Source organism: Pseudomonas sp. LS44 (genome assembly GCF_024730785.1).
Lineage (GTDB): Bacteria > Pseudomonadota > Gammaproteobacteria > Pseudomonadales > Pseudomonadaceae > Aquipseudomonas.
Window position 1 is genome coordinate 1,130,869 of record NZ_CP102830.1, and the last position, 18,822, is coordinate 1,149,690.

Below are 18,822 nucleotides of genomic sequence, written 5' to 3' on the forward strand. Positions count from 1 at the left end.
GCGGATGCGCCTGCAATCGCCTTGGCGTTTGCAGGCGCATCACGCCGGTCAGGTGTGATCGACCTTGACGTGCGGGTTGGCGCCGGCCACCAGCGAATTCACTATGTCGGCAGCACTGCCCGAATAGTGGCTGAGGTCGAGACTGATGCTCGCATCGACTTTACCCGAATCGTTGACCTGGCCGCTGCTGCTCACCTGCAAGGTCGCCAGGCCGCCTGAGGTTGAGGCAGGTTCTACCTTGAGATAGCTGAGGATATCGCCGGCGGCGTTGTCCGGCAGCAGGTCGCGCAGGTCGATACGATCGCCCTCACTGGCATTGAAGTCAGTGATCGTGTCGTGCCCGGTGTTGCCGGCTTTCCAGATGAACAGGTCGGCGCCAGCGCCACCGGTCAACGTATCGTCACCGGCCCCGCCGAAGAGGATGTCGTTGTCGTCGCCACCGAGCAGTGTGTCCTTGCCGTCGCCGCCCTCCAGACGATCCTCGCCGCCACCGCCGGACAGGGTGTCCCTGCCATTGCCGCCACGGAGTAGGTCGGCGGCGGCAGAGCCGGTGAGCGTGTCGTTGCCGGAGCCACCATCCACCAGTTTGGAAGTGCCATTGGCCAGGGTCAGGTACTCGGTGGTGTCGCGTGTGTCGCCGCCTACCGTGTTGCTTGCGGTAAAGGCAAGAGTGCCCGAGGCCGTGCCGGTATTGCTGAGCATTAACGTGCTGGTCGACCAGCCGCCTAGGTTGATCACCTGATCGATGCCGGAGGATACGATGCTGTGGCCGTTGCCGTCGCTGATCACCATGTCCTTGGCCAGGCCACTGACGCTTAGGTCGGTGTAGTCCTGGCCGGACAGGGCGATCCTCAGCGGCCCGCCATCGTTGGCGATGGCGCTGTCCTGGAAGCCGTTCTCGACCGAATGGATCGCCTGGATCTGGTCGGCGCTCAGCACGTGATCGTAGATGCGCAGGTCATCCAACGAGCCTTTGAAATAGCGGGTGTCGGCTTCACTGGTGCCGTCGCCGGTGAACTTGTTGGTGACACCGATCGATGTCAGCTGGTTCAGCTTGCCGGTGAAATCGCTATCGCTCGGGCTACCAGTGGCTTCCAGCTTGCCGTCGACGTAGACGCTCACCAGGCCGGTGCTGGCATTGCGGCTGATCGCCACGCTGTGCCACTGGTTGTCGTTGATCTCGGTCTTGCTGTACACGCCGTCGACGTTCCCCAGCCCGAAGCCGATTTCCCCGTCCTCGTTGATGACACCCCATTGGATGTCGTTGCCGTCACCGACCTGCTCGCTACCGATGATGCTCGGTTGGTCCCAGGAATCGCCGTCGCCGTCGCCCGAACCCTCCTGGCTGGTCTTCAGCCAGAACGTCATGGTCGCACTGCCCAGCAGGGCCTGGGTAGCACCGCTGTTCAGGTCGATGCGGTCGCCGTTGTCGTTGAAGGTGATGTAGTGGCCAGCGCCTTCCGCGGTGGCGCCAGAGGTCGTCTCGCGCGTAGCGGTGCCGAACGACGGAAGAGTACTGCCGCCGCTGTTACTGTCGTCACGCAGCGTGCCGGTCTGGCCGGTGGTAGCGTTCGTGGTGGTGGCGCCGTTGTTCTCGTCAAAGGTCCATTGGCCGACCGGGCTGACCGACAGGGTCGGTAGCTTGGCGTCATTGACCGGGGTGACGTTGAGCGAGACGGTAGCGGTTTCCACGGCACCATTGGAGGTCACCGAATAGCTGAAGCTCGCCGGGCCGTTGTAGTTGGCGTCGGGGCTGAACGAAAGCTTGCCGCCGGACATCGTCACTGTGCCGTGTTCGACCGCGACACTGCCGCCGTTCGTAATCGCAGTTCCGTTGATGGCGCTGATATAGCGCCCGGCGTTCTCGAAGTTGTCGTTACCGAGTACGTCGATTTGGGTCGTGGTGTCTTCGACGATCGAGAAGCCGTCGGCGCCGATGTCGGCCACCGCCGCGACGGTGAACGATGCGGTGTTGCTGGTGACACCACCCTTGCCATCGCTGACGTCGAAGGACAGGCTCACGCTGCCGTTCCAGTCCCCGGCGGGGGTGAAGGTCCAGGTGGTGCCGGCACCATTGACACTCAGCGTGCCGTTGCCAGCGACCAACTGCAGGTTCGACAAGCTCAGGCTGTCGCCCTCGACATCGCTGGAGCCCTGCAGTAGCTGCTCTTTGGTGAAGGTCACGCTGCCGGCGTCTTCGTTGCCGCCGGTGAGTGCCACCGGGGTCACCCGCGGTGCATCGTTGACCGCGGTGACCTGCAGGCTGACCTGCGCGGTGCTGGTGGCGCCGGACGGGTCGGCGATGGTGTAGGTGAAGCTGGCGGGACCGCTGTAGTTCGATGCCGGGGTGAACACCACATTGCCATTCACCAGCGCCACGCTGCCATGCTGGGCGTTTTGCACAGCAATGATCGACAGGCTGTCGCCATCGATGTCCGTATCGTTGGCGAGGAGGACGTTTGGATTGATGGTCAGGGCCTGGTCTTCATTGGTAACCAGGGCAGGGTTTAGCTGGCTCAGCTTGTCTTCGCCGAGGACCGTATAAGTGCCGCCCTGGTCGCGCAGCTCGATTTGCAACTGCGCTTCGCCGCCTTGGTCCCAGTAGATGATTTCAATCTGGTGCGCGCCGCTCAGAGCGATGTTGAACGTTGGCAGCTCACGCGCAGTTGGGCCTTGATTGCCGTTGTACTCGGCAACCGTGGCACCGTCGATGCGAATAGAGAAGCCATCGTCGGCGGTGACCCGGAACTGATAGGTACCTGCCGCCAGGGTTACATAACCGCTCAGCTTGATGATCGCGTCGGAGCTGTTGACCGGGTCACTGGACAGCGAGCCCGCGTCCCCCTTGAGGAACTGCTGAAGTTTCTGTTCGCCAGCCAGGCCAACGCCATCGGAGATGTGGCCATAGTTCAGGTTAGTGGCGACGAATGTCGCGTTCGCTGCATGGCTGCTGATGAACGCGGTGACGTCACCGAGGTTGGTCAGGTTGCCGCCATCGCTCCCTTCGCGGTAGGCGAAGTACTCGCCTTTCAAGCCACTGAGGCCGCTGTCATTGTTGGCCACCGGTGGATCGTTCACCGGGGTGACGGTGATGCTCGCCGTGGCCGGTGCGGAGGTCAGGGTGCCGTCGGTGGTGGTGTAGGTGAAAGTCGCCGTCCCGTTGTAGTTGGCGTTCGGCGTGAACGTGACGGTGCCGTCGATATTCAGCACGGCGGTGCCACCCGTACCGCTGGTGACGCTGGCGATGGTCAAGGCCGGGCCGTCGACATCGGTGTCATTGCCGAGCAATTGCGCGGCGCTGAAAGTTACCTGGGTGTCTTCGGTGGCGGTGAGACTGTCATTGACGGCGATAGGGGCATCGTTGGTGCCAGTGATGTTCACCTGGACGGTTGTCGATGTGCCATCGGCGGCGAGCACAGTAAAGTTCTCGCTGACCGTTTCGTCTGCGCTCAGGGCATTGAGGGCGGTGTTGGTGGTGTAGGTCCAGGCGCCCGTCGCATCGATCGAGAAACTGCCGTGCGTGCCAGCGAGATTGCTCTGCTGGAAGACGGCAGGGCTGTCGACGTCGCTGATGGTCAGCTGGCCGCTGGTGCTCAGCGGGACGTTGGTTTCGGTCAGATTCACCACGGCGCTGCTGAGTACGGCGGCGTCGTTGGTGCCGGTGATGTTCACCTGCACGGTCGTCGATGTGCCATCGGCGGCGAGCACGGTGAAGTTCTCGGTGACCAACTGATTTGCACTCAGGGGGTTGAGGGCGGAGTTGGTGGTGTAGGTCCAGGCGCCCGTCGCGTCGATCGAGAAGCTGCCGTGCGTGCCGGCGAGATTGCTCTGCTGGAAGACGGCAGGGCTGTCGACGTCGCTGATGGTCAGCTGGCCGCTGGTGCTCAGCGGGACGTTGGTTTCGGTCAGATTCACCACGGCGCTGCTGAGTACGGCGGCGTCGTTGGTGCCGGTGATGTTCACCTGCACGGTCGTCGATGTGCCATCGGCGGCGAGCACGGTGAAGTTCTCAGTGACCAACTGATTTGCACTCAGGGAGTTGAGGGCGGAGTTGGTGGTGTAGGTCCAGGCGCCCGTCGCATCGATCGAGAAGCTGCCGTGCGTGCCGGCGAGATTGCTCTGCTGGAAGACGGCAGGGCTGTCGACGTCGCTGATGGTCAGCTGGCCGCTGGTGCTCAGGGGGACGTTGGTTTCGGTCAGATTCACCACGGCGCTGCTGAGTACGGCGGCGTCGTTGGTGCCGGTGATGTTCACCTGCACGGTCGTCGATGTGCCATCGGCGGCGAGCACGGTGAAGTTCTCGGTGACCAACTGATTTGCACTCAGGGGGTTGAGGGCGGAGTTGGTGGTGTAGGTCCAGGCGCCCGTCGCATCGATCGAGAAACTGCCGTGCGTGCCAGCGAGATTGCTCTGCTGGAAGACGGCAGGGCTGTCGACGTCGCTGATGGTCAGCTGGCCGCTGGTGCTCAGCGGGACGTTGGTTTCGGTCAGATTCACCACGGCGCTGCTGAGTACGGCGGCGTCGTTGGTGCCGGTTACCGTGAGGGTTAGCGTACTGCTGCTGGTCGCGCCGTGTTCGTCGGTGACGGTGAACGGAATCTGGATGACCTGCGTCTGGCCTTGGGCCAGCGACTGGTAGGCCGCATCGCTGGAGTCGAAGGTCCAGTTGCCGTTCGAGTTCAGACTGAAGCCAGCCGGCGCCGTGTTGTTGAGACTAAAGGTCAGCGTGGGGTTGTGGTCGATGTCGCTGGCCTGCAACTGCCCGGACACCTGGGTTACCGGCGTCAGCAGGTTGCTCAGGGCACCATTGTTGGCGCCGTTGCTGCTCAGGTTCCAGATGCTATTGGCGTTGGACGCGCTGCCCACCGGGGTGATCGAGCTGATCAGGGCGGAGGGCAGGTTGCTCAGCGCCAGGCTCGAGTCGAAGTTAGTGTCGTTGGCGTCGGATACACCGATGACAATCTGGTAGGTGCCCGGGGTCGCGAACACGTGGCTGAAGGCCTGTAGCCCGGAGCTCCCTTTATCGCCGACGGCCGACACGCTGCTGAGGGTCTGCACCGGCAGGCCATTGATCTGGATGAAGGCGAAGTCGTTGAACGGCAGGTAGTCCGAAGTGCCGAACTGCCAGTTGAAAGCGAAGCTCTGGTTCGGGTCGGTGGTGACTACGGTGATCACGATGGCCGAGCCATCGGTGGCGTTGGCGACCGGGCCTGGGAGGAACACTCCGTCTTCGACTGCGCTGGCGCTGCTGGGTGCGGCAATCGGTGTGTCATTGGTGCCGGTGACGGTCAGGCTCAGGCTGCTGGTGCTGCTCGCACTCTTATCGTCGGTGACGGTGAAGGGAATGTTGATGACTTGGGTTTCGTCTTTAGCCAGGGCCTGGTAGGCCGCAACGCTTGGGTCGAAGGTCCAGCTGCCATCCGGGCTCAGGCTGAAACCGGCGGGTGCAGCCTGGTTCAGGGCAAAGCTCAGGACGGCGCCGTCATCGGCGTCGCTGGCCAGCAGTTGGCCGTTCACAGTCTCCCCATCTTCCACTGCTGTGGAGCTGGTAGCGGTCGCCAGCGGCGCGTCGTTGGTGCCGGTCACCTTGATGGTGATGGTCGCCGGAGCGCTGGCTTCGCCGCTGTCGTCGATGGCGGTGTAGGTGAAGCTCACGTCGCGGCTGGCGCCTTCTGCCAGGTCGTCGAAGTCGCTGCCTGGGTTGAAGGTGTAGGTGCCGTCGCTGTTGAAGGTCAGACTGCCGTTGCCGTTGCTCAAGTCAGTGACCAGGTGGTAGCTGGCGATCGTGCCGTCGATGTCGGTGGCAATCGGGACGTTGCTGTTCAGCGCGGTGTTTTCACCGGTGCTGGTGCTGGCGGAGAAGGCGGCCGGCGCGTCGTTGACCGAAGTGACGCTGAGCGTCAGCGTGCTGGTAGCGCTGCTGCTGCCGTCGGTGGCGGTGTAAGTCACGACCGGCACGTTGCCGTTGTAGTTGGCGGCAGGCGTGAAGCTGTAGTCGCCGTTGCTGGCAATCGTCAGGCTGCCAACATTGGCCAGCACCACAGTCTGGCTGGCGCCGGCGGCGATGACATAGTTGGTGCCGTTGACGCTGAACTGGCTGACCGAGAGCGCTGCATCCACGTCGCTATCGTTCTCCAACAGGTTACCGCCGATGACGCCGTCATCTTCCAGGCCGCTGTCTACATCGGGCGTGGTCAGGGTCGGGTCGGAAACCGGTTGGATCACGAAGTTGACTGTCGCGGTATCGAAACCACCGCGACCATCGCTAACGGTGTAAGTGAAGCTGGCCGGGCCGTGGTAGTTCGACGCCGGAGTGAACACCACATTGCCATTCACCAGTGCCACGCTGCCGTGTTGGGCATTTTGTACGGTGGCGATCGACAGGGTGCCGCCATCGATGTCCGTATCGTTGGCCAGAAGTCTATTGGCGGCGATAGTTACTGGTGCGTCTTCGCGCGCCGGCAGGATCATTTGCCCGGTTGGGCTGGTGATGACACCCACGGTGTCCTGCAGGGTGATCTGATAAGGACCGGTGATGTAGCCAGTATGGTTGGGGAGGTTGACTCCGCTAGCCAACTCGCCCGGAGTGAGGTCCCAGGCGCTGATCACCAGCGTGTAGTTGCCGGCTGGCAGGCTGGCGATATCGAGGAAGGAGTCGCGGTCGCTTACCGAGCCGTCACCACCCGGCACTGTACTGTCATCGTTGCTGAACAGGACGTTGCCGTGCTGATCGAGCAAGTAGATGTGCGAGTCGAAGCCCACACGCACGCCATCGCCGTTCACGTCGACAAAGGTGGGCGAGTAGATGGAGTTGTTGATGATCTTCGGCATTTCGGTCAGCACGTCAGCGACGAAGCGCCCGCCGTTATGCTGGATCTGCCAATGGTCGACGCTGACTGCACCACCGCCGGCACTGACGATTGCGCCGCTTACCGACAGGCTGCCGCCGGCGAATGCATCGTCGTGGGCAGTCGGGGCATCGTTGACCGCTGTGACGGTGATCGACTGGTTGACCGCGCTGGAGGTTGCCCCTTCGTTGTCGGTAGCGGTGAAGCTCAGTGACGTGCTGCCATTCCAGTTGGCAGTGGGCACGAAACTTAGCGTGGCGCTGCCGGCGCTGGCCGGAACGCTTGCGCCCAGTGCCAACGCAGTGCCGTTGAAGTACAGCGTGCCATTGTCCGGCAAGGCGGTAAGGGTGAAGTTGGCGAGCGTGCCATCTACATCACCGCCGCTGAGGGTGACGGGGATGGCGTTGTCCTCCGCGCCGCTGGCGGCAGTCACGATCGCCGTGGGCGCTTCGTTGGCACCGTTGACGGTGACCGTAACGGTATGGGCGGTACTGTCGGCACTGGAGACGGTGAAGCTCTCGACAGGATTCTCGGAGCTTTTGAGAGCCTGAACATTGGCGTCGCTATTGCGCAGGGCATAGGTCCATGCCCCGGCGGAATTGATGCTGAAATCGCCGTAGCTGCCACTGACGCTGGCCGCGTTGAAGGCGGCCGGGCTGTCGATATCGGTGACGGTCAGAATGCCGGTGGCGGTTAGCGTGGTTTCCTCGGTCACTGCGCCGGCCGCAACGCCGCTGATTGTGGCGGTGTCGTTAGCGCCGTTGACGTTGATGGTGATGTCACGGGTATCCGATGCGCCCAAGGGGTCGCGGACGGTGACGGTAAAGGTTTCGCTCGGCGTGGCGCCGGCTGGCAGCGCGTTGACCGCTGCCGCATCGACCACGTAGACGTAGGAGCCGTCGGCGTTGACGGTGAGCTCGCCATAGGTGCCAATGGCGCTACCGCTCCAGGACAGCTGGGTGTCGTCGACGTCGCTGGCCTGCAACTGCCCGGTGATGTCGGCGAAGCTGTCGAGGACGTCGGTGTCGGTGACGGTGGCGGTGTAGCTGCCAGTGGCGATCGGGGCATCGTTGGTGCCGGTAACCGTGATGGTTAGGGTACCTGTGTCGGTGATGCTGTGTTCGTCGGTGGCGGTGTAGTGAATGACCAGTTCGAGGGTCTGGCCGGCGCCCAGGTTCTGATAGGTGGCATGGCTGGCATCGAAGGTCCACGAACCGTCAGGCTGTAGCTTGAAGCCGGCCGGTACACCCTGTGCAGCAACGGAGTAGGTGAGTTGGGCGTCGTGATCGACATCGGTAGTGCTCAGCTGGCCAATAAGTGACGCGTCTTCAAGAACATCGCTGCTGGCGTCGCTGGCGATCGGTGTGTCGTTGGTGCCGGTCACGGTGATGGTCAGAGTGCCGGTGTCTCTCAGGTTGCCGCTGTCGGTTACTTGGTAAGCGATGGTCAGAACCAGCTCTTCGCCGTGCTTGAGCGACTGGTAGGCCTTATCGCCTGGATCGAGGGTCCACTCGCCGTTCGAGCCGAGATTGAAGCCGGCTGGAACTGCACCGACGGTGGCAAAAGTAAGCACTTCCGGACTATCGACATCGGTGGCGCTCAGGGTGCCCTGCAGAACCACGGCATCCTCGGAGGTGGCGCTGTCGGAGTCGCTGGCCACTGGCGCATCGTTGGCTGACGTAATATCCAGCTGCACGGTCAGCGGAGTGGAGGCGCCGCGGCTATCGGTCACCAGTACGGTGAAGCTGTCGGCGCCGTGGTAATTCGCGCCGGGGGTGTACTGCCAGGTGCCGTCGGCCGTCAGCGTCAACATGCCGTTGCTCGGGCCTTGGGTGAGCTTCAAATCATACAAATCGCCATTGGGATCGCGGATCGCGAAGCGGCCATCGAGTGGCGTGTCTTCGGCAGTAACCAGGTTCCATTCGCCGACCAGCAGGGTGCCGTCGGTGTCACTGAATTCGGGCGCGAGATTGAGTGGTGCATCCGAAATATCCGGGGTGGTCGAACCTTTGAGAGCCTGCCCCTGCGTCTGGAAACCGACCTGCGCATTCACTTGCGCGGCTGTTTCGTTGAGCAGGACAAAGCTACGGCCGCCGCCCGCAGGGCCGGAAGGGCCCGACGAACCGGAAGGGCCGGCGGCGGTTTCTTCAAAGGCTTGCGTCGGGTCGACGCCGGCCGCGATGGCTTGTTGCAGGTCTTCGACGCTTGGCGATGAGTCGGTGGCCGCCTCACTTTGCGGAGTTTGCAGCTCGGCGCTGCTCCATTGCGAGTCGCGTCCCAGGTCCAGCAGGCGGCCGTCGGTCAGTTGCAGCGTCGCCATGCTGGCGGCGCCGGTTTCGATGATTTCACCGGCATAAATGCGATCACCCTCGATGAGCAGGCGCTGCGCGCCTTCCGCGGTACGGGCATAGACTTGGCCAACGATGCTTTTGACGACGGCAATGACACTGCTCATGAGCGACTCCTGCTGGTGCTGTTCCTGGATTACTGCCTGCACGGCTGTGTAGGCAGCTCAGCGATGTTTTTCTTGGCGTCAATAAATTGGCTTAATTTCCTTTTTGATTAAAAAAGCCAAACTATTGACCGATTGGGTCTAATCCTAAACAATTCACCTATTGATGTCACACTGATATTGCAGGCTCTGAATGGGGGTTGCGGCAGTGCCATCATTTCCTCCTTCTCAGTAGTCGGCGGCGCCCTTGTGCGACGTCAGGAGTGAATGCCTCTCCACGTTTCTCGCCGCCATCTCATAAAAGGACGCTCAGACGATGTGCCTGCGTTTTCTCCCCGTATTGCCGCTTTCTCTGTTGGTCAGCTTGTCTATCCAGGCGCAGACCCTTCAGGACTCCATGCAACAAGCCTTGACCGCCCACCCTGAAGTCCAGGCCGCGATCAACAGCCGGTTGTCCGCGGACTATCAGCTCAAGGCGGCCAAGGGTGGCTACCTGCCGAGCATCGACTTGCTCGGCGGCTACGGTCGCGAAGGTAGCGATACGCCGAGCACGCGTGCCCGGGGCGATCACTGGGAGACGCTGAATCGTGGCGAGTCGTCGCTGCAATTGCGGCAGATGGTGTTCGATGGTTTCGCCACTTCCAGCGAAGTCGGGCGTCGCCAGGCCGTCGTCAATTCGCGCGCTTATGCGCTGCTCGATCGTTCCGAACGGACCGCGCTGGATGTTGCGCTGGTCTACCTGGATGTTCTCAAGCGCCAAGAGATGGTGCGTCTGGCCGAGGAAAACCTGGGTAGTCATGAGCGTATCTACGATCAGATCAGCCTGCGCAGCACTCGTGGTGTCGGACGTCTGGCCGATCAGGACCAAGCCGAGGCGCGTCTGGCTCAAGCCCGCAACAACCTGATCACCGAGCAGACCAATCTGGCCGATGCGCGCACCAACTATTTCAGCGTGGTCGGCAGCGATCCGGTCGAGCTGAGCGAGCCGAGCGGTCTGCCGGGCTCGTTGCCGGCCAACCTGGCCGATGCGCGCCAGCAACTGGTCGCCAACAGCCCGGTGCTGCGTTCTGCCGAATCCGATGTGGCCGCCGCCGAGAAGCAGTACGAAGCGGCTAAATCGTTCTTCTATCCGCGCTTCGATGCAGAATTGTCGCGCGGTGCCGATAACGACATCGATGGTGACGAAGGCCACTCCAACGAATGGCAGGCGATGTTGCGCATGCGCTACAACCTGTTCGCTGGCGGTAGCCACAAGGCCGACCTGGAATCCAAGTCGTATGAAGCCAGTGAGGCGCTGGACATTCGCAACAACGCCCTGCGTCAGCTGAACGAAGACCTCGGGCTGGCTTGGAATGCTCTGTCCAATGCCCGCGAGCAGTTGCCGATCGCGCAGCAGTATGTGGATTACAGTACCCGGGTGCGTCAGTCGTACCAGAAGCAATTCAGCATCGGCGAGCGCAGTCTGCTCGACCTGCTGGACAGCGAGAACGAGCTGTTCACCGCGTCGCGGCGCCTGCTCGATGTGCGATACACCGAGCTGTTCACTCAGTATCGGATCAAAGCGACCCTCGGCGAGCTGCTGAAAAGCCAGGGTGTCGTGGCGCCGATGGCGTCGGTGGTGCAGAACGACCTCAAGCCTGAGGCCGCGCTGCCAAGCCTGAACTGAGTCATTCATTTATCCAGAGAGCCAACGCGTGGATTCAGAAGTCAGTCGTCCAACCCTCGGCCGTGATCCACGCGGCCAGCTCGATGATCCGCTGCTCGACAGCCTGTTGCAGCTTTGTCAGCTGCATCAAAAAGCTGCCAGTCGAGCCATGCTCACCAGCGGTTTGCCGCTTCCCGAACAGCGCCTGAGCGCCGAACTGCTGCCTCGCGCAGCAGTGCGGGCAGGGTTGCAGGGGCGCGTGTTGGCGCGTCGGCTGGAGCGGATTCCGCTGATCGCTCTGCCGGCCATGCTGCTCCTGCGCGAAGGGCGCAGTGCTGTGTTGTTGGGCTGGAGCGAGAAGGGCGAAGCACGTTTGCTGCTCAGCGAAAGCGATGGCGGCGAAGTGCGCGTTACGCGGGAGCTGCTTGCCGAGGATTACAGCGGCCAGGCGTTCTTTGCTCAGCCGCAGCATCAATACGATCTCGATCAGGGCGGCATGATCCCGCGTGCGCAGTCCTGGTTTCGCGACACCCTCAAGCGTTCGCGCTGGCTGTACATTGACGCCGTCGCGGCGAGTCTGCTGATCAACCTGATCGGTCTGGGCGCGCCGTTGTTTGTGATGAATGTTTACGACCGCGTGGTGCCCAACCAGGCCGCCGCGACCCTCTGGGTGCTGGCCATCGGTATCTCCGGTGCCTATCTGTTCGACTTGCTGCTCAAGACCTTGCGCGGTCTATGTCTGGACTTGGCGGGCAAGAAGACCGACCTGATCATTTCCGCGACGCTGTTCGAACGCATCGTCGGCATGGCGATGAAGTTTCGTCCGGCCCGCGTGGGCAGCTTTGCGCAGAACATCCACGAATTTCAGACTCTGCGCGATTTCCTCGCCTCGTTGACGCTGGCCAGCGTGATCGACTTGCCGTTCACCCTGCTGATCATTCTGGTTATCGGCCTGCTCGGCGGGCCGCTGGTGTGGATCCCGCTGCTGGCCTTCCCGCTGGCCGCAGGAATTGGCTGGCTGCTGCAGAAGCCGCTGGCCGAGACCATGAACCGCACCATGGCCCTGGCCGCCGAACGGCAGTCGAGCTTGATCGAAACCCTGGCGGGGCTCGACGCGGTCAAGGTCAACAACGCCGAAAGCGAACGCCAGTACCAGTGGGAGCAAACCATTGGCACCCTCAGCCGCCTCGAACTGCGGGTCAAGATGCTCTCCAGCCTGGCGCTGAACATCACCCAATTCATCCAGCAGTTCGCCGGGGTAGCGATCATCGTTGCCGGCGTCTATCTGATCATCGCCGGCGAACTGAGCATGGGCGGGCTGATCGCCTGCTACATGCTCAACGGTCGCGCGCTGGGGCCGCTGAATCAGCTGTCCGGGTTGATCGTGCGGTATCAGCAGGCGCGCCTGACCATGCATTCGGTCGACCAGATGATGACCTTGCCGCAGGAGCGCCAGCAGGGCGATCGGCCACTGGCGCGGCGCACCATGCAGGGCGCGATCGAGATGCGTCAGCTGGATTTCACCTATCCCAATCAGCAGACCCTGGCGCTGCGCAACGTCAACCTGGTGATCCGCCCCGGTGAGCGCGTCGGCATCATCGGCCGCAGCGGCTCGGGCAAGAGCTCGCTGGCCAAGCTGATTGTCGGTCTGTATCAGCCCAACGAGGGCAGCCTGCTGGTCGATGGCGTCGATATGCGTCAGCTGGACATCAGCGAGCTGCGCTACAACATCGGTTATGTGCCGCAGGACATCCAGTTGCTCAGCGGCACCCTGCGCGACAACCTGGTGAGCGGAGCGCGCTACGTCGAAGACGAGCAGGTGCTGCAGGCCGCCGAGTTGGCGGGGGTGCACGAATTCGTTCGGCATCATCCGCAGGGCTACGAAATGCAGGTTGGCGAGCGCGGTCAGCAGCTTTCCGGCGGACAGCGGCAGAACGTCGCCATGGCCCGTGCGCTATTGCTCGATCCGCCGATCCTGCTGCTCGATGAACCTACCAGCGGCATGGACAACACCGGCGAAGAACGCCTCAAACAACGCCTGGAAGCGGTGATCGCCAACAAGACCGTGCTGCTGGTGACCCACCGGGCCTCGATGCTCTCGCTGGTGGATCGGATGATCATCATCGACAAGGGCCAGATAATCGCCGACGGCCCGAAAGCGGCCGTGATGGAAGCGTTGAAAAGAGGGCAGATCAGTGTTGCCTAAAGCATTCGGCGCCCTCCGTCAGGGCATCCGCAGTTATTTTCGGGGTGGCGACGCGGTCTCTGGACAACCCTTGCCGGAAGTCGGCAAGGCACTGGTCGAGGACGCCCCGCGGATCGTGCGGTTGACCATCTGGGGCTTGATCGGCTTTGGCGTATTCCTGGTCGGCTGGGCGCATTTCGCGGTGATCGACGAGGTGACGCGCGGCGAAGGCAAGGCGATTCCGTCGTCCAAGCTGCAGAAAATTCAGAACCTCGAAGGCGGCATCGTTTCCGAACTGTTCGTCCGCGAAGGACAAGTAGTCGAGATCGGCGCGCCGCTGTTACGCCTGGATGCCACGCGCTTTGAGTCCAATGTCGGGGAAACCGAGGCGGACCGTCTGGCGATGTTCTTGCGCGTCGAACGTCTGAGCGCCGAAGTCGAGGACCGTGATCTGCAAATTTCCGAGCAGGTCATTCGCTCCGCACCCAGTCAGGCGGCCAGCGAACAGGCGCTGTTTGTCAGCCGCCGTCAGCAACTCCACGACGAAGTCGCCGGCCTGCAAGAGCAACTGGTGCAGCGTCAGCAGGAGTTGCGCGAGTTCGCCTCCAAGCAGGAGCAGTTCCGCAACAGCCTGAAATTACTCCGCCAGGAGATCGCCATCTCCGAGCCACTGGTCGCCGAGGGAGCGATTTCGCCGGTCGAAGTCCTGCGCCTGAAGCGCGCCGAGGTCGAGAGTCGTGGCCAGTTGGATGCCACCGGCCTGGCGATTCCGCGCGCCGAGTCGGCGATCAAGGAAGTCCAGCGCAAGATCGACGAGACTCGCGGGCGCTTTCGCAGCGAGGCGTTGGGCCAGCTCAACGAAGCGCGCACCGACCTGAGCAAGGCCGAAGCCACCGGCAAGGCGCTGGAGGATCGGGTCAACCGCACCCTGGTCACTTCGCCGGTGCGCGGCATCGTCAAGCAATTGCTGGTCAACACCATCGGCGGAGTGATTCAGCCGGGTAGCGATTTGGTCGAGATCGTGCCGCTGGACGACACCTTGTTGGTCGAAGCGCGCATTCGCCCGCAGGACATTGCGTTCCTGCATCCCGGGCAGAAGGCGATGGTCAAGTTCACCGCCTATGACTACACCATCTACGGCGGGCTGGCAGCGGACCTGGAACAGATCGGTGCCGACACCATCACCGATGACGAGGGCAACAGCTTCTATCTGATCAAGCTGCGGACCCAGAAAAGCCACCTGGGCAGCGAAGAACAACCGCTGCTGATCATCCCGGGGATGATTGCCTCGGTAGATATCATGACCGGCAAGAAAAGCATCCTCAGCTACCTGCTCAAGCCGATCATCCGCGCCCGCGCCGAGGCCTTGCACGAGCGTTGAGACGGGTTTACGGACTGTCGTCTGGCTCGCTCGGGCGCGGTTCGCCGAACAACCGCTGAATCACCGAGAAATCCTCCTGGCCATGGCCTTGGCGGAGCAGCAGCCGGTAAAGCTGCAAGGCCAGGGCGCCCATCGGCGTGCTGTTGCCGCTGGCCTGCGCGGTTTCCTGGGCCAGGCCCAGGTCCTTGGCCATCAGCTCGGCCATAAAGCCGCCCGAGTAAGCATGCGAGGCCGGGGCGTTTTCCATGACTCCGGGCCAGGGGTTGTAGCGCTCCAGCACCCAGTTACCGCCCGAGCTCTGGCGCATGATTTCCGCCAGCGTGCGCGCGTCCAGCCCATTGGCCACGCCCAGCGCCATGGCCTCGGCGGTGCCGATCATCTGCACGGCGAGCAATTGGTTATTGCACACCTTGGCCAACTGGCCGCTGCCGGCTGGACCGGCATGGAAGATGTTCTTGCCCATCGCCTGGAACAGCGACTGGGCTTTCGCCAAAGTGCTCGCCTCACCGCCGACCATAAAGGTCAGGGTGCCTGCCGCGGCGCCGGCGGTGCCACCGGAGACCGGCGCATCGAGCAGCTCGATACCCAACTCGGCCGCCGCGCGGTGCACGGCTTGCGCCGATTGCGGCGCGATGGTCGAGCATTCGAGCACCAGACTGCCGGCGGTGATGTGAGCCAGCAGGCCGTCGTCGCCAAGGTACAAGGCCTCCACATGACGGCTGGCGGGCAGCATGCTGATCACCACGCTCGCCTGGTGCACGGCATCCCGTGCGTCGTTGGCGGCGCGCGCGCCTTCGCCAACCAGTTCCTGCATGGTGCTGTGCAGCAGGTCATAGACGCTCAGCTCAAAGCCGGCCTTGAGCAGATTGCGGGCCATGGGCAGGCCCATGTGGCCGAGACCGATAAAAGCGATTTTGTTCATGGTCATGCTCCTGATGCCAAGCGTCTGCGACCAGCGGCAGCTGGCGGCGATGGCGCCTTATAAATTCGCCAGTGGATGCGCACCACTCCAGGTCGGCTGGAAATGCGCGTTGATCACCGCCTCGGGAATCGCCGTCACGTCGGGCCAGTGCCAGTGTGGCGTGTTGTCCTTGTCGACCAGGCGCGCGCGCACGCCTTCGGGAAACTCCGGATGCCGGCAGCAGTTCAGGCTCATGGTGTATTCCAGCTGGAAGACCTCACGCAGCGAGAGATGCCGGGCGCGCTGGATCTGCTCCCAGACCAGATGCGCGGTAAGCGGACAACCCGCCGCAAGCGTCTTGGCGGCGCGGGTCAGCAGCGGGTCCTGGTCGTCACTCAAGGCGGTGATGGCGCGCCAGGCGCTAGGCAGGTCGGCGACGTCCAGTACGTGGTCGATATAGTCGCGGCGCGGTGCCCACTGGGCTTCGGGCATGTCCTGTTCGGCCTCGTGGGCCAGCGCTTGCAGCAGGCTGTTCAGTTGCAGGGCCGATTGTTCCTGCCAGTTCAGCTGTTGCAGGCCGTCGATCAGCGCGTCCTGCTGGTCGTCGGTGAGGAAACGGTCGGCCAGATCCATATCCAGAGCGTCGCGCGCGTTGACATGGCTGGCGGTCAGACCGAGAAACAGGCCGAGCTTGCCCGGCAGGCGACTGAGGAACCAGCTGCCGCCGACATCCGGGTACAGGCCGATGTTGATTTCCGGCATCGCCAGGCGCGTGCTGGGCGTGACGATGCGCACGCCAGCGCCCTGCATCAAGCCCATGCCGCCGCCCATCACATAGCCGTGCGCCCAGCAGATCAGCGGTTTGGGATAGGTGTGGATGAGATAGTCGAGGCGGTATTCATCGGCGAAGAAGCGCATCGCCAGCGGCGGCACTTCACCGGGATGGGTGCGACACGCCTCGATCAGCTTGATCACATCGCCGCCGGCACAGAAGGCCTTCGGCCCGTTGCCACGTAGCAGCACGCAGACGATGGCCGGGTCCGCCGCCCATTCACGCAGCTTGCTGGACAGTGCCTCGATCATCGGCAGCGACAGCGCATTGAGGCTCGGTTCGGCATCCAGCGTGGCGATACCGATACGGGCGGCGTGCTGACAGGGCAACTCTTCGAAAATCACATTCATGCTGGTTTCCATTGTGAGACGGCTGGCAGGTCAGGCCAGCCGCCGTGTCTAGTTGCGCCAGCGGCGCATGGGACATCCGTCTCGTCGCTGGCTATTTGTTGAGCCACTGCGCGTCGCGCTTCTCGAGGAAGGCGTTGACGCCTTCGCGCGTGTCGGCCGCATCGAACAGATCGACGAAGCGTTCGCGCTCTTCAGCCAGCCAACTGTTCGGCTCCCGTTCGCGGGCACCCTGCAACAGCGGCTTGATCGCGCGGACCGCCACCGGGCTTTGTCGCGCGACCTTGGCCGCGAGCAGCAGGGCGTGGCCGCGCGCTTCGCCGCTGTCGACCAGTTGTTCGATCAGGCCGATGCGCAGGGCAGTCTCCGCGTCGATGCGCTCGCCGCACAGGATCATCCGTTTGGCCCAGCCTTCACCGATCAGCCACGGTAACGCCTGGGTGCCGCCGGCGCAGGGCAGCAAGCCGACGCTGGCTTCGGGCAGGGCCATCTGCGCCTGCCGTTCGGCGATACGGATGTCGCAGGCCAGCGCGCATTCGAGGCCACCGCCCATGGCATAGCCGTTGATCGCGGCGATCGACACGCCGCGGAAATCGCGCAAGGTTTCGAAGGCTTCGCCGAAGCGGCGGGCCATTTCTCGGGCGCGGGCCTTGTCGCCATCGGCGAACAGCTTAAGGTCGGCGCCGGCACTGAAGAATTTATTACCTTGGCCCGTAATCACCAGGGCGTACACATCGTCATCGCGATTGAGATGCTCGACCAGTTGCCGCAGGCCGATCAGCGAGTCGCGGTCCCAGGTGTTGGCGGGCGGATTATTGATGGTCAGCAGGGCGGTGTGCCCGTGTTTTTCGACGGTCAGCTTGTGGGTCAGATCGAACAGTCCGGGTTGATAGGGTTCGACGGCGTTGCTCATGCCGGGCTCCATTTTCCGATAGGGTCGGAATACAGCCTAACGCAGGTTGGCGTCGCCTGGGCGCGCATCTGCCCGTCAATCTGGCCGGCTTGAGTCCGCGCCGTTATCGCCGCCGGTAACGCTGCGGGGGCCGCACGCAGGGCGGAGCTTACACCCGGACGATGGTCGCCAGACCAGTGGCGATGATCTTTTCCTGGCCATCACGCAGCGCGAATACATCGGCGCGGGTCACCACCTGGCGCTGGCCGGCCTTGATCACCTCGCCACGGCAGATCAGCTTGTCGCCGATCGCCGGCGCCAGTAGGTTGACCTTGTATTCCGAGGTCACCACGTCGCCGACCAGCGAGGCGGCGGCCCAGGCGCAGGCGCTGTCGATCATGAAGCCGACCACCGCGCCGTGCACGTAGCCGTGGTGCTGGGTCAACTCGCGGCGGGTAGCACTTCCAGGCAGATGCGACCTGCTTCGAAGCCGGTCAGTTGAAAGCCGATCAACTGGGCGAACGGCGAGTGCTGCAAGGCTTGTTCGAGCATCTCACGGGTGATCGGGCGCGGACTGTCCATGGCAAGGCTCCAAGCGTGGTGAGCGAATGTGCAGTCTTGGCCGCCCGCGAGGCCTGGACAATCAGCATCGATCAAGCTGATAGCCATGCATCAGGTGCGTGGCTTGCTCACCCTGTTCGATCAGGCGACCATGCCGGCCAGCGCTTTTTCGCCGGTATTTCGAGGATCGCTCATGAGTCTGCTGTTGCATGTGGGGGCTGAACTGCTGTTGTGCGCCGTTTGCGCTTGGGCGTGGTACCGCAGCCTGCGCGCTGGGCAGACCTGGCGCGCGGCCGGCTTCGCGCTTATGGGTGCGGCGGCGCTGTGCGGGGCGCTCAAGTACGCCGGGGCCAGTGGCATCGACACCGCGCATACCGCGCTCAGCCAGTGGTCGTCGCGATTGAGCCTGTTGTTGATTGCCATCGGTGTGTTGCGCAGCCGCTGGTGGCATCTGCCGGTCGCCGCCGCGGCCGCGGCGCTGTTGTTGCTTCCCGCTGCCATAGTGCTGGTCGGGAATGTCCTGGCGTTGCTGGCGATCGCCTATCCCGGACGCTCGGCGCGCTGGGCTTGGGCGATTGCCGGCGCGCTGTTGTTCATGGCCGCTGGGTTGCTGGTCGGTACGCAGGGCGGCTGGTTGGGCGTGCCCCGGGTTGATGTCTTTCATCTGACCCTGGCTGCGGCGGTTCTGGTCTGGATCGCGGCACGCTTGTCCGAGCCTCGGCGCCGGCCCGCGCTTGACTTGCCGGTGGGGCTTCCTTAGCGTGCCGTTTCCGTTTTC

Annotated in this window: 10 protein-coding genes; 4 read left to right on the top strand and 6 right to left on the bottom strand. The window is 63.1% G+C overall.

The genetic code is table 11. The annotated features are described in order from the left end of the window. Nucleotides 1-48: 48 nt before the first annotated feature. Nucleotides 49-9,303 (bottom strand): retention module-containing protein, encoded by a 9,255-nt coding sequence (locus tag NVV93_RS05035; RefSeq protein WP_258253351.1) that lies wholly within the window; start codon nucleotides 9,301-9,303, stop codon nucleotides 49-51. 313 nt (nucleotides 9,304-9,616) lie between these two features. On the opposite strand from NVV93_RS05035, the gene NVV93_RS05040 reads away from it, so the two are divergent. The 3 genes from NVV93_RS05040 to NVV93_RS05050 are packed head-to-tail and all read left to right on the top strand — an operon-like array spanning nucleotide 9,617 to nucleotide 14,511. Next, nucleotides 9,617-10,966 (top strand): TolC family outer membrane protein, encoded by a 1,350-nt coding sequence (locus tag NVV93_RS05040; protein WP_258253352.1) that lies wholly within the window; start codon nucleotides 9,617-9,619, stop codon nucleotides 10,964-10,966. Nucleotides 10,967-10,994: 28 nt separating this feature from the next. After that, on the top strand, nucleotides 10,995-13,151 hold the full coding sequence (locus NVV93_RS05045; protein ID WP_258253353.1) for a type I secretion system permease/ATPase: 2,157 nt from the start codon (nucleotides 10,995-10,997) through the stop codon (nucleotides 13,149-13,151). Between the two features lie 25 nt (nucleotides 13,152-13,176). Beyond that, the gene (locus NVV93_RS05050; protein ID WP_375162924.1) at nucleotides 13,177-14,511 is read left to right on the top strand and encodes an HlyD family type I secretion periplasmic adaptor subunit; all 1,335 of its coding nucleotides are present in this window, start codon (nucleotides 13,177-13,179) and stop codon (nucleotides 14,509-14,511) included. Between the two features lie 7 nt (nucleotides 14,512-14,518). Here NVV93_RS05050 and mmsB read toward each other — a convergent pair whose 3' ends face one another. The 5 genes from mmsB to NVV93_RS05075 all read right to left on the bottom strand — a co-directional run bounded on the left by mmsB (nucleotide 14,519) and on the right by NVV93_RS05075 (nucleotide 18,065). Continuing rightward, nucleotides 14,519-15,433 (bottom strand): 3-hydroxyisobutyrate dehydrogenase, encoded by a 915-nt coding sequence (gene mmsB / locus NVV93_RS05055; protein WP_258253355.1) that lies wholly within the window; start codon nucleotides 15,431-15,433, stop codon nucleotides 14,519-14,521. Nucleotides 15,434-15,490: 57 nt separating this feature from the next. Next, nucleotides 15,491-16,594, bottom strand: coding sequence for an enoyl-CoA hydratase/isomerase family protein (locus tag NVV93_RS05060; protein WP_258253356.1), 1,104 nt, complete (start codon nucleotides 16,592-16,594; stop codon nucleotides 15,491-15,493). A 91-nt stretch (nucleotides 16,595-16,685) separates the two neighbouring features. Beyond that, a complete protein-coding gene (locus NVV93_RS05065; protein ID WP_258253357.1) occupies nucleotides 16,686-17,504 on the bottom strand; it encodes an enoyl-CoA hydratase in 819 nt (272 codons plus the stop codon). Nucleotides 17,505-17,652: 148 nt separating this feature from the next. Then, on the bottom strand, nucleotides 17,653-17,928 hold the full coding sequence (locus NVV93_RS05070) for a PaaI family thioesterase (RefSeq protein ID WP_258253358.1): 276 nt from the start codon (nucleotides 17,926-17,928) through the stop codon (nucleotides 17,653-17,655). Next, entirely contained in the window at nucleotides 17,925-18,065 is a 141-nt protein-coding gene (locus NVV93_RS05075; RefSeq protein ID WP_258253359.1) for a hypothetical protein, read from the bottom strand. Before NVV93_RS05075 ends, NVV93_RS05070 begins: the two co-directional genes overlap by 4 nt. 103 nt (nucleotides 18,066-18,168) lie before the next feature. On the opposite strand from NVV93_RS05075, the gene NVV93_RS05080 reads away from it, so the two are divergent. Then, nucleotides 18,169-18,804, top strand: a complete 636-nt coding sequence (locus NVV93_RS05080) for a hypothetical protein (protein WP_258253360.1) — start codon at nucleotides 18,169-18,171, stop codon at nucleotides 18,802-18,804. Nucleotides 18,805-18,822 lie beyond the last annotated feature (18 nt).

What these genes read in the sequence shown, in the direction of transcription:
- NVV93_RS05035 (WP_258253351.1), bottom strand. Translation starts at nt 9,303, where the DNA reads ATGAGCAGTGTCATTGCCGTCGTCAAAAGCATCGTTGGCCAAGTCTAT.
- NVV93_RS05040 (WP_258253352.1), top strand. Translation starts at nt 9,617, where the DNA reads ATGTGCCTGCGTTTTCTCCCCGTATTGCCGCTTTCTCTGTTGGTCAGC.
- mmsB (WP_258253355.1), bottom strand. Translation starts at nt 15,433, where the DNA reads ATGAACAAAATCGCTTTTATCGGTCTCGGCCACATGGGCCTGCCCATG.
- NVV93_RS05060 (WP_258253356.1), bottom strand. Translation starts at nt 16,594, where the DNA reads ATGAATGTGATTTTCGAAGAGTTGCCCTGTCAGCACGCCGCCCGTATC.
- NVV93_RS05065 (WP_258253357.1), bottom strand. Translation starts at nt 17,504, where the DNA reads ATGAGCAACGCCGTCGAACCCTATCAACCCGGACTGTTCGATCTGACC.
- NVV93_RS05075 (WP_258253359.1), bottom strand. Translation starts at nt 18,065, where the DNA reads ATGGACAGTCCGCGCCCGATCACCCGTGAGATGCTCGAACAAGCCTTG.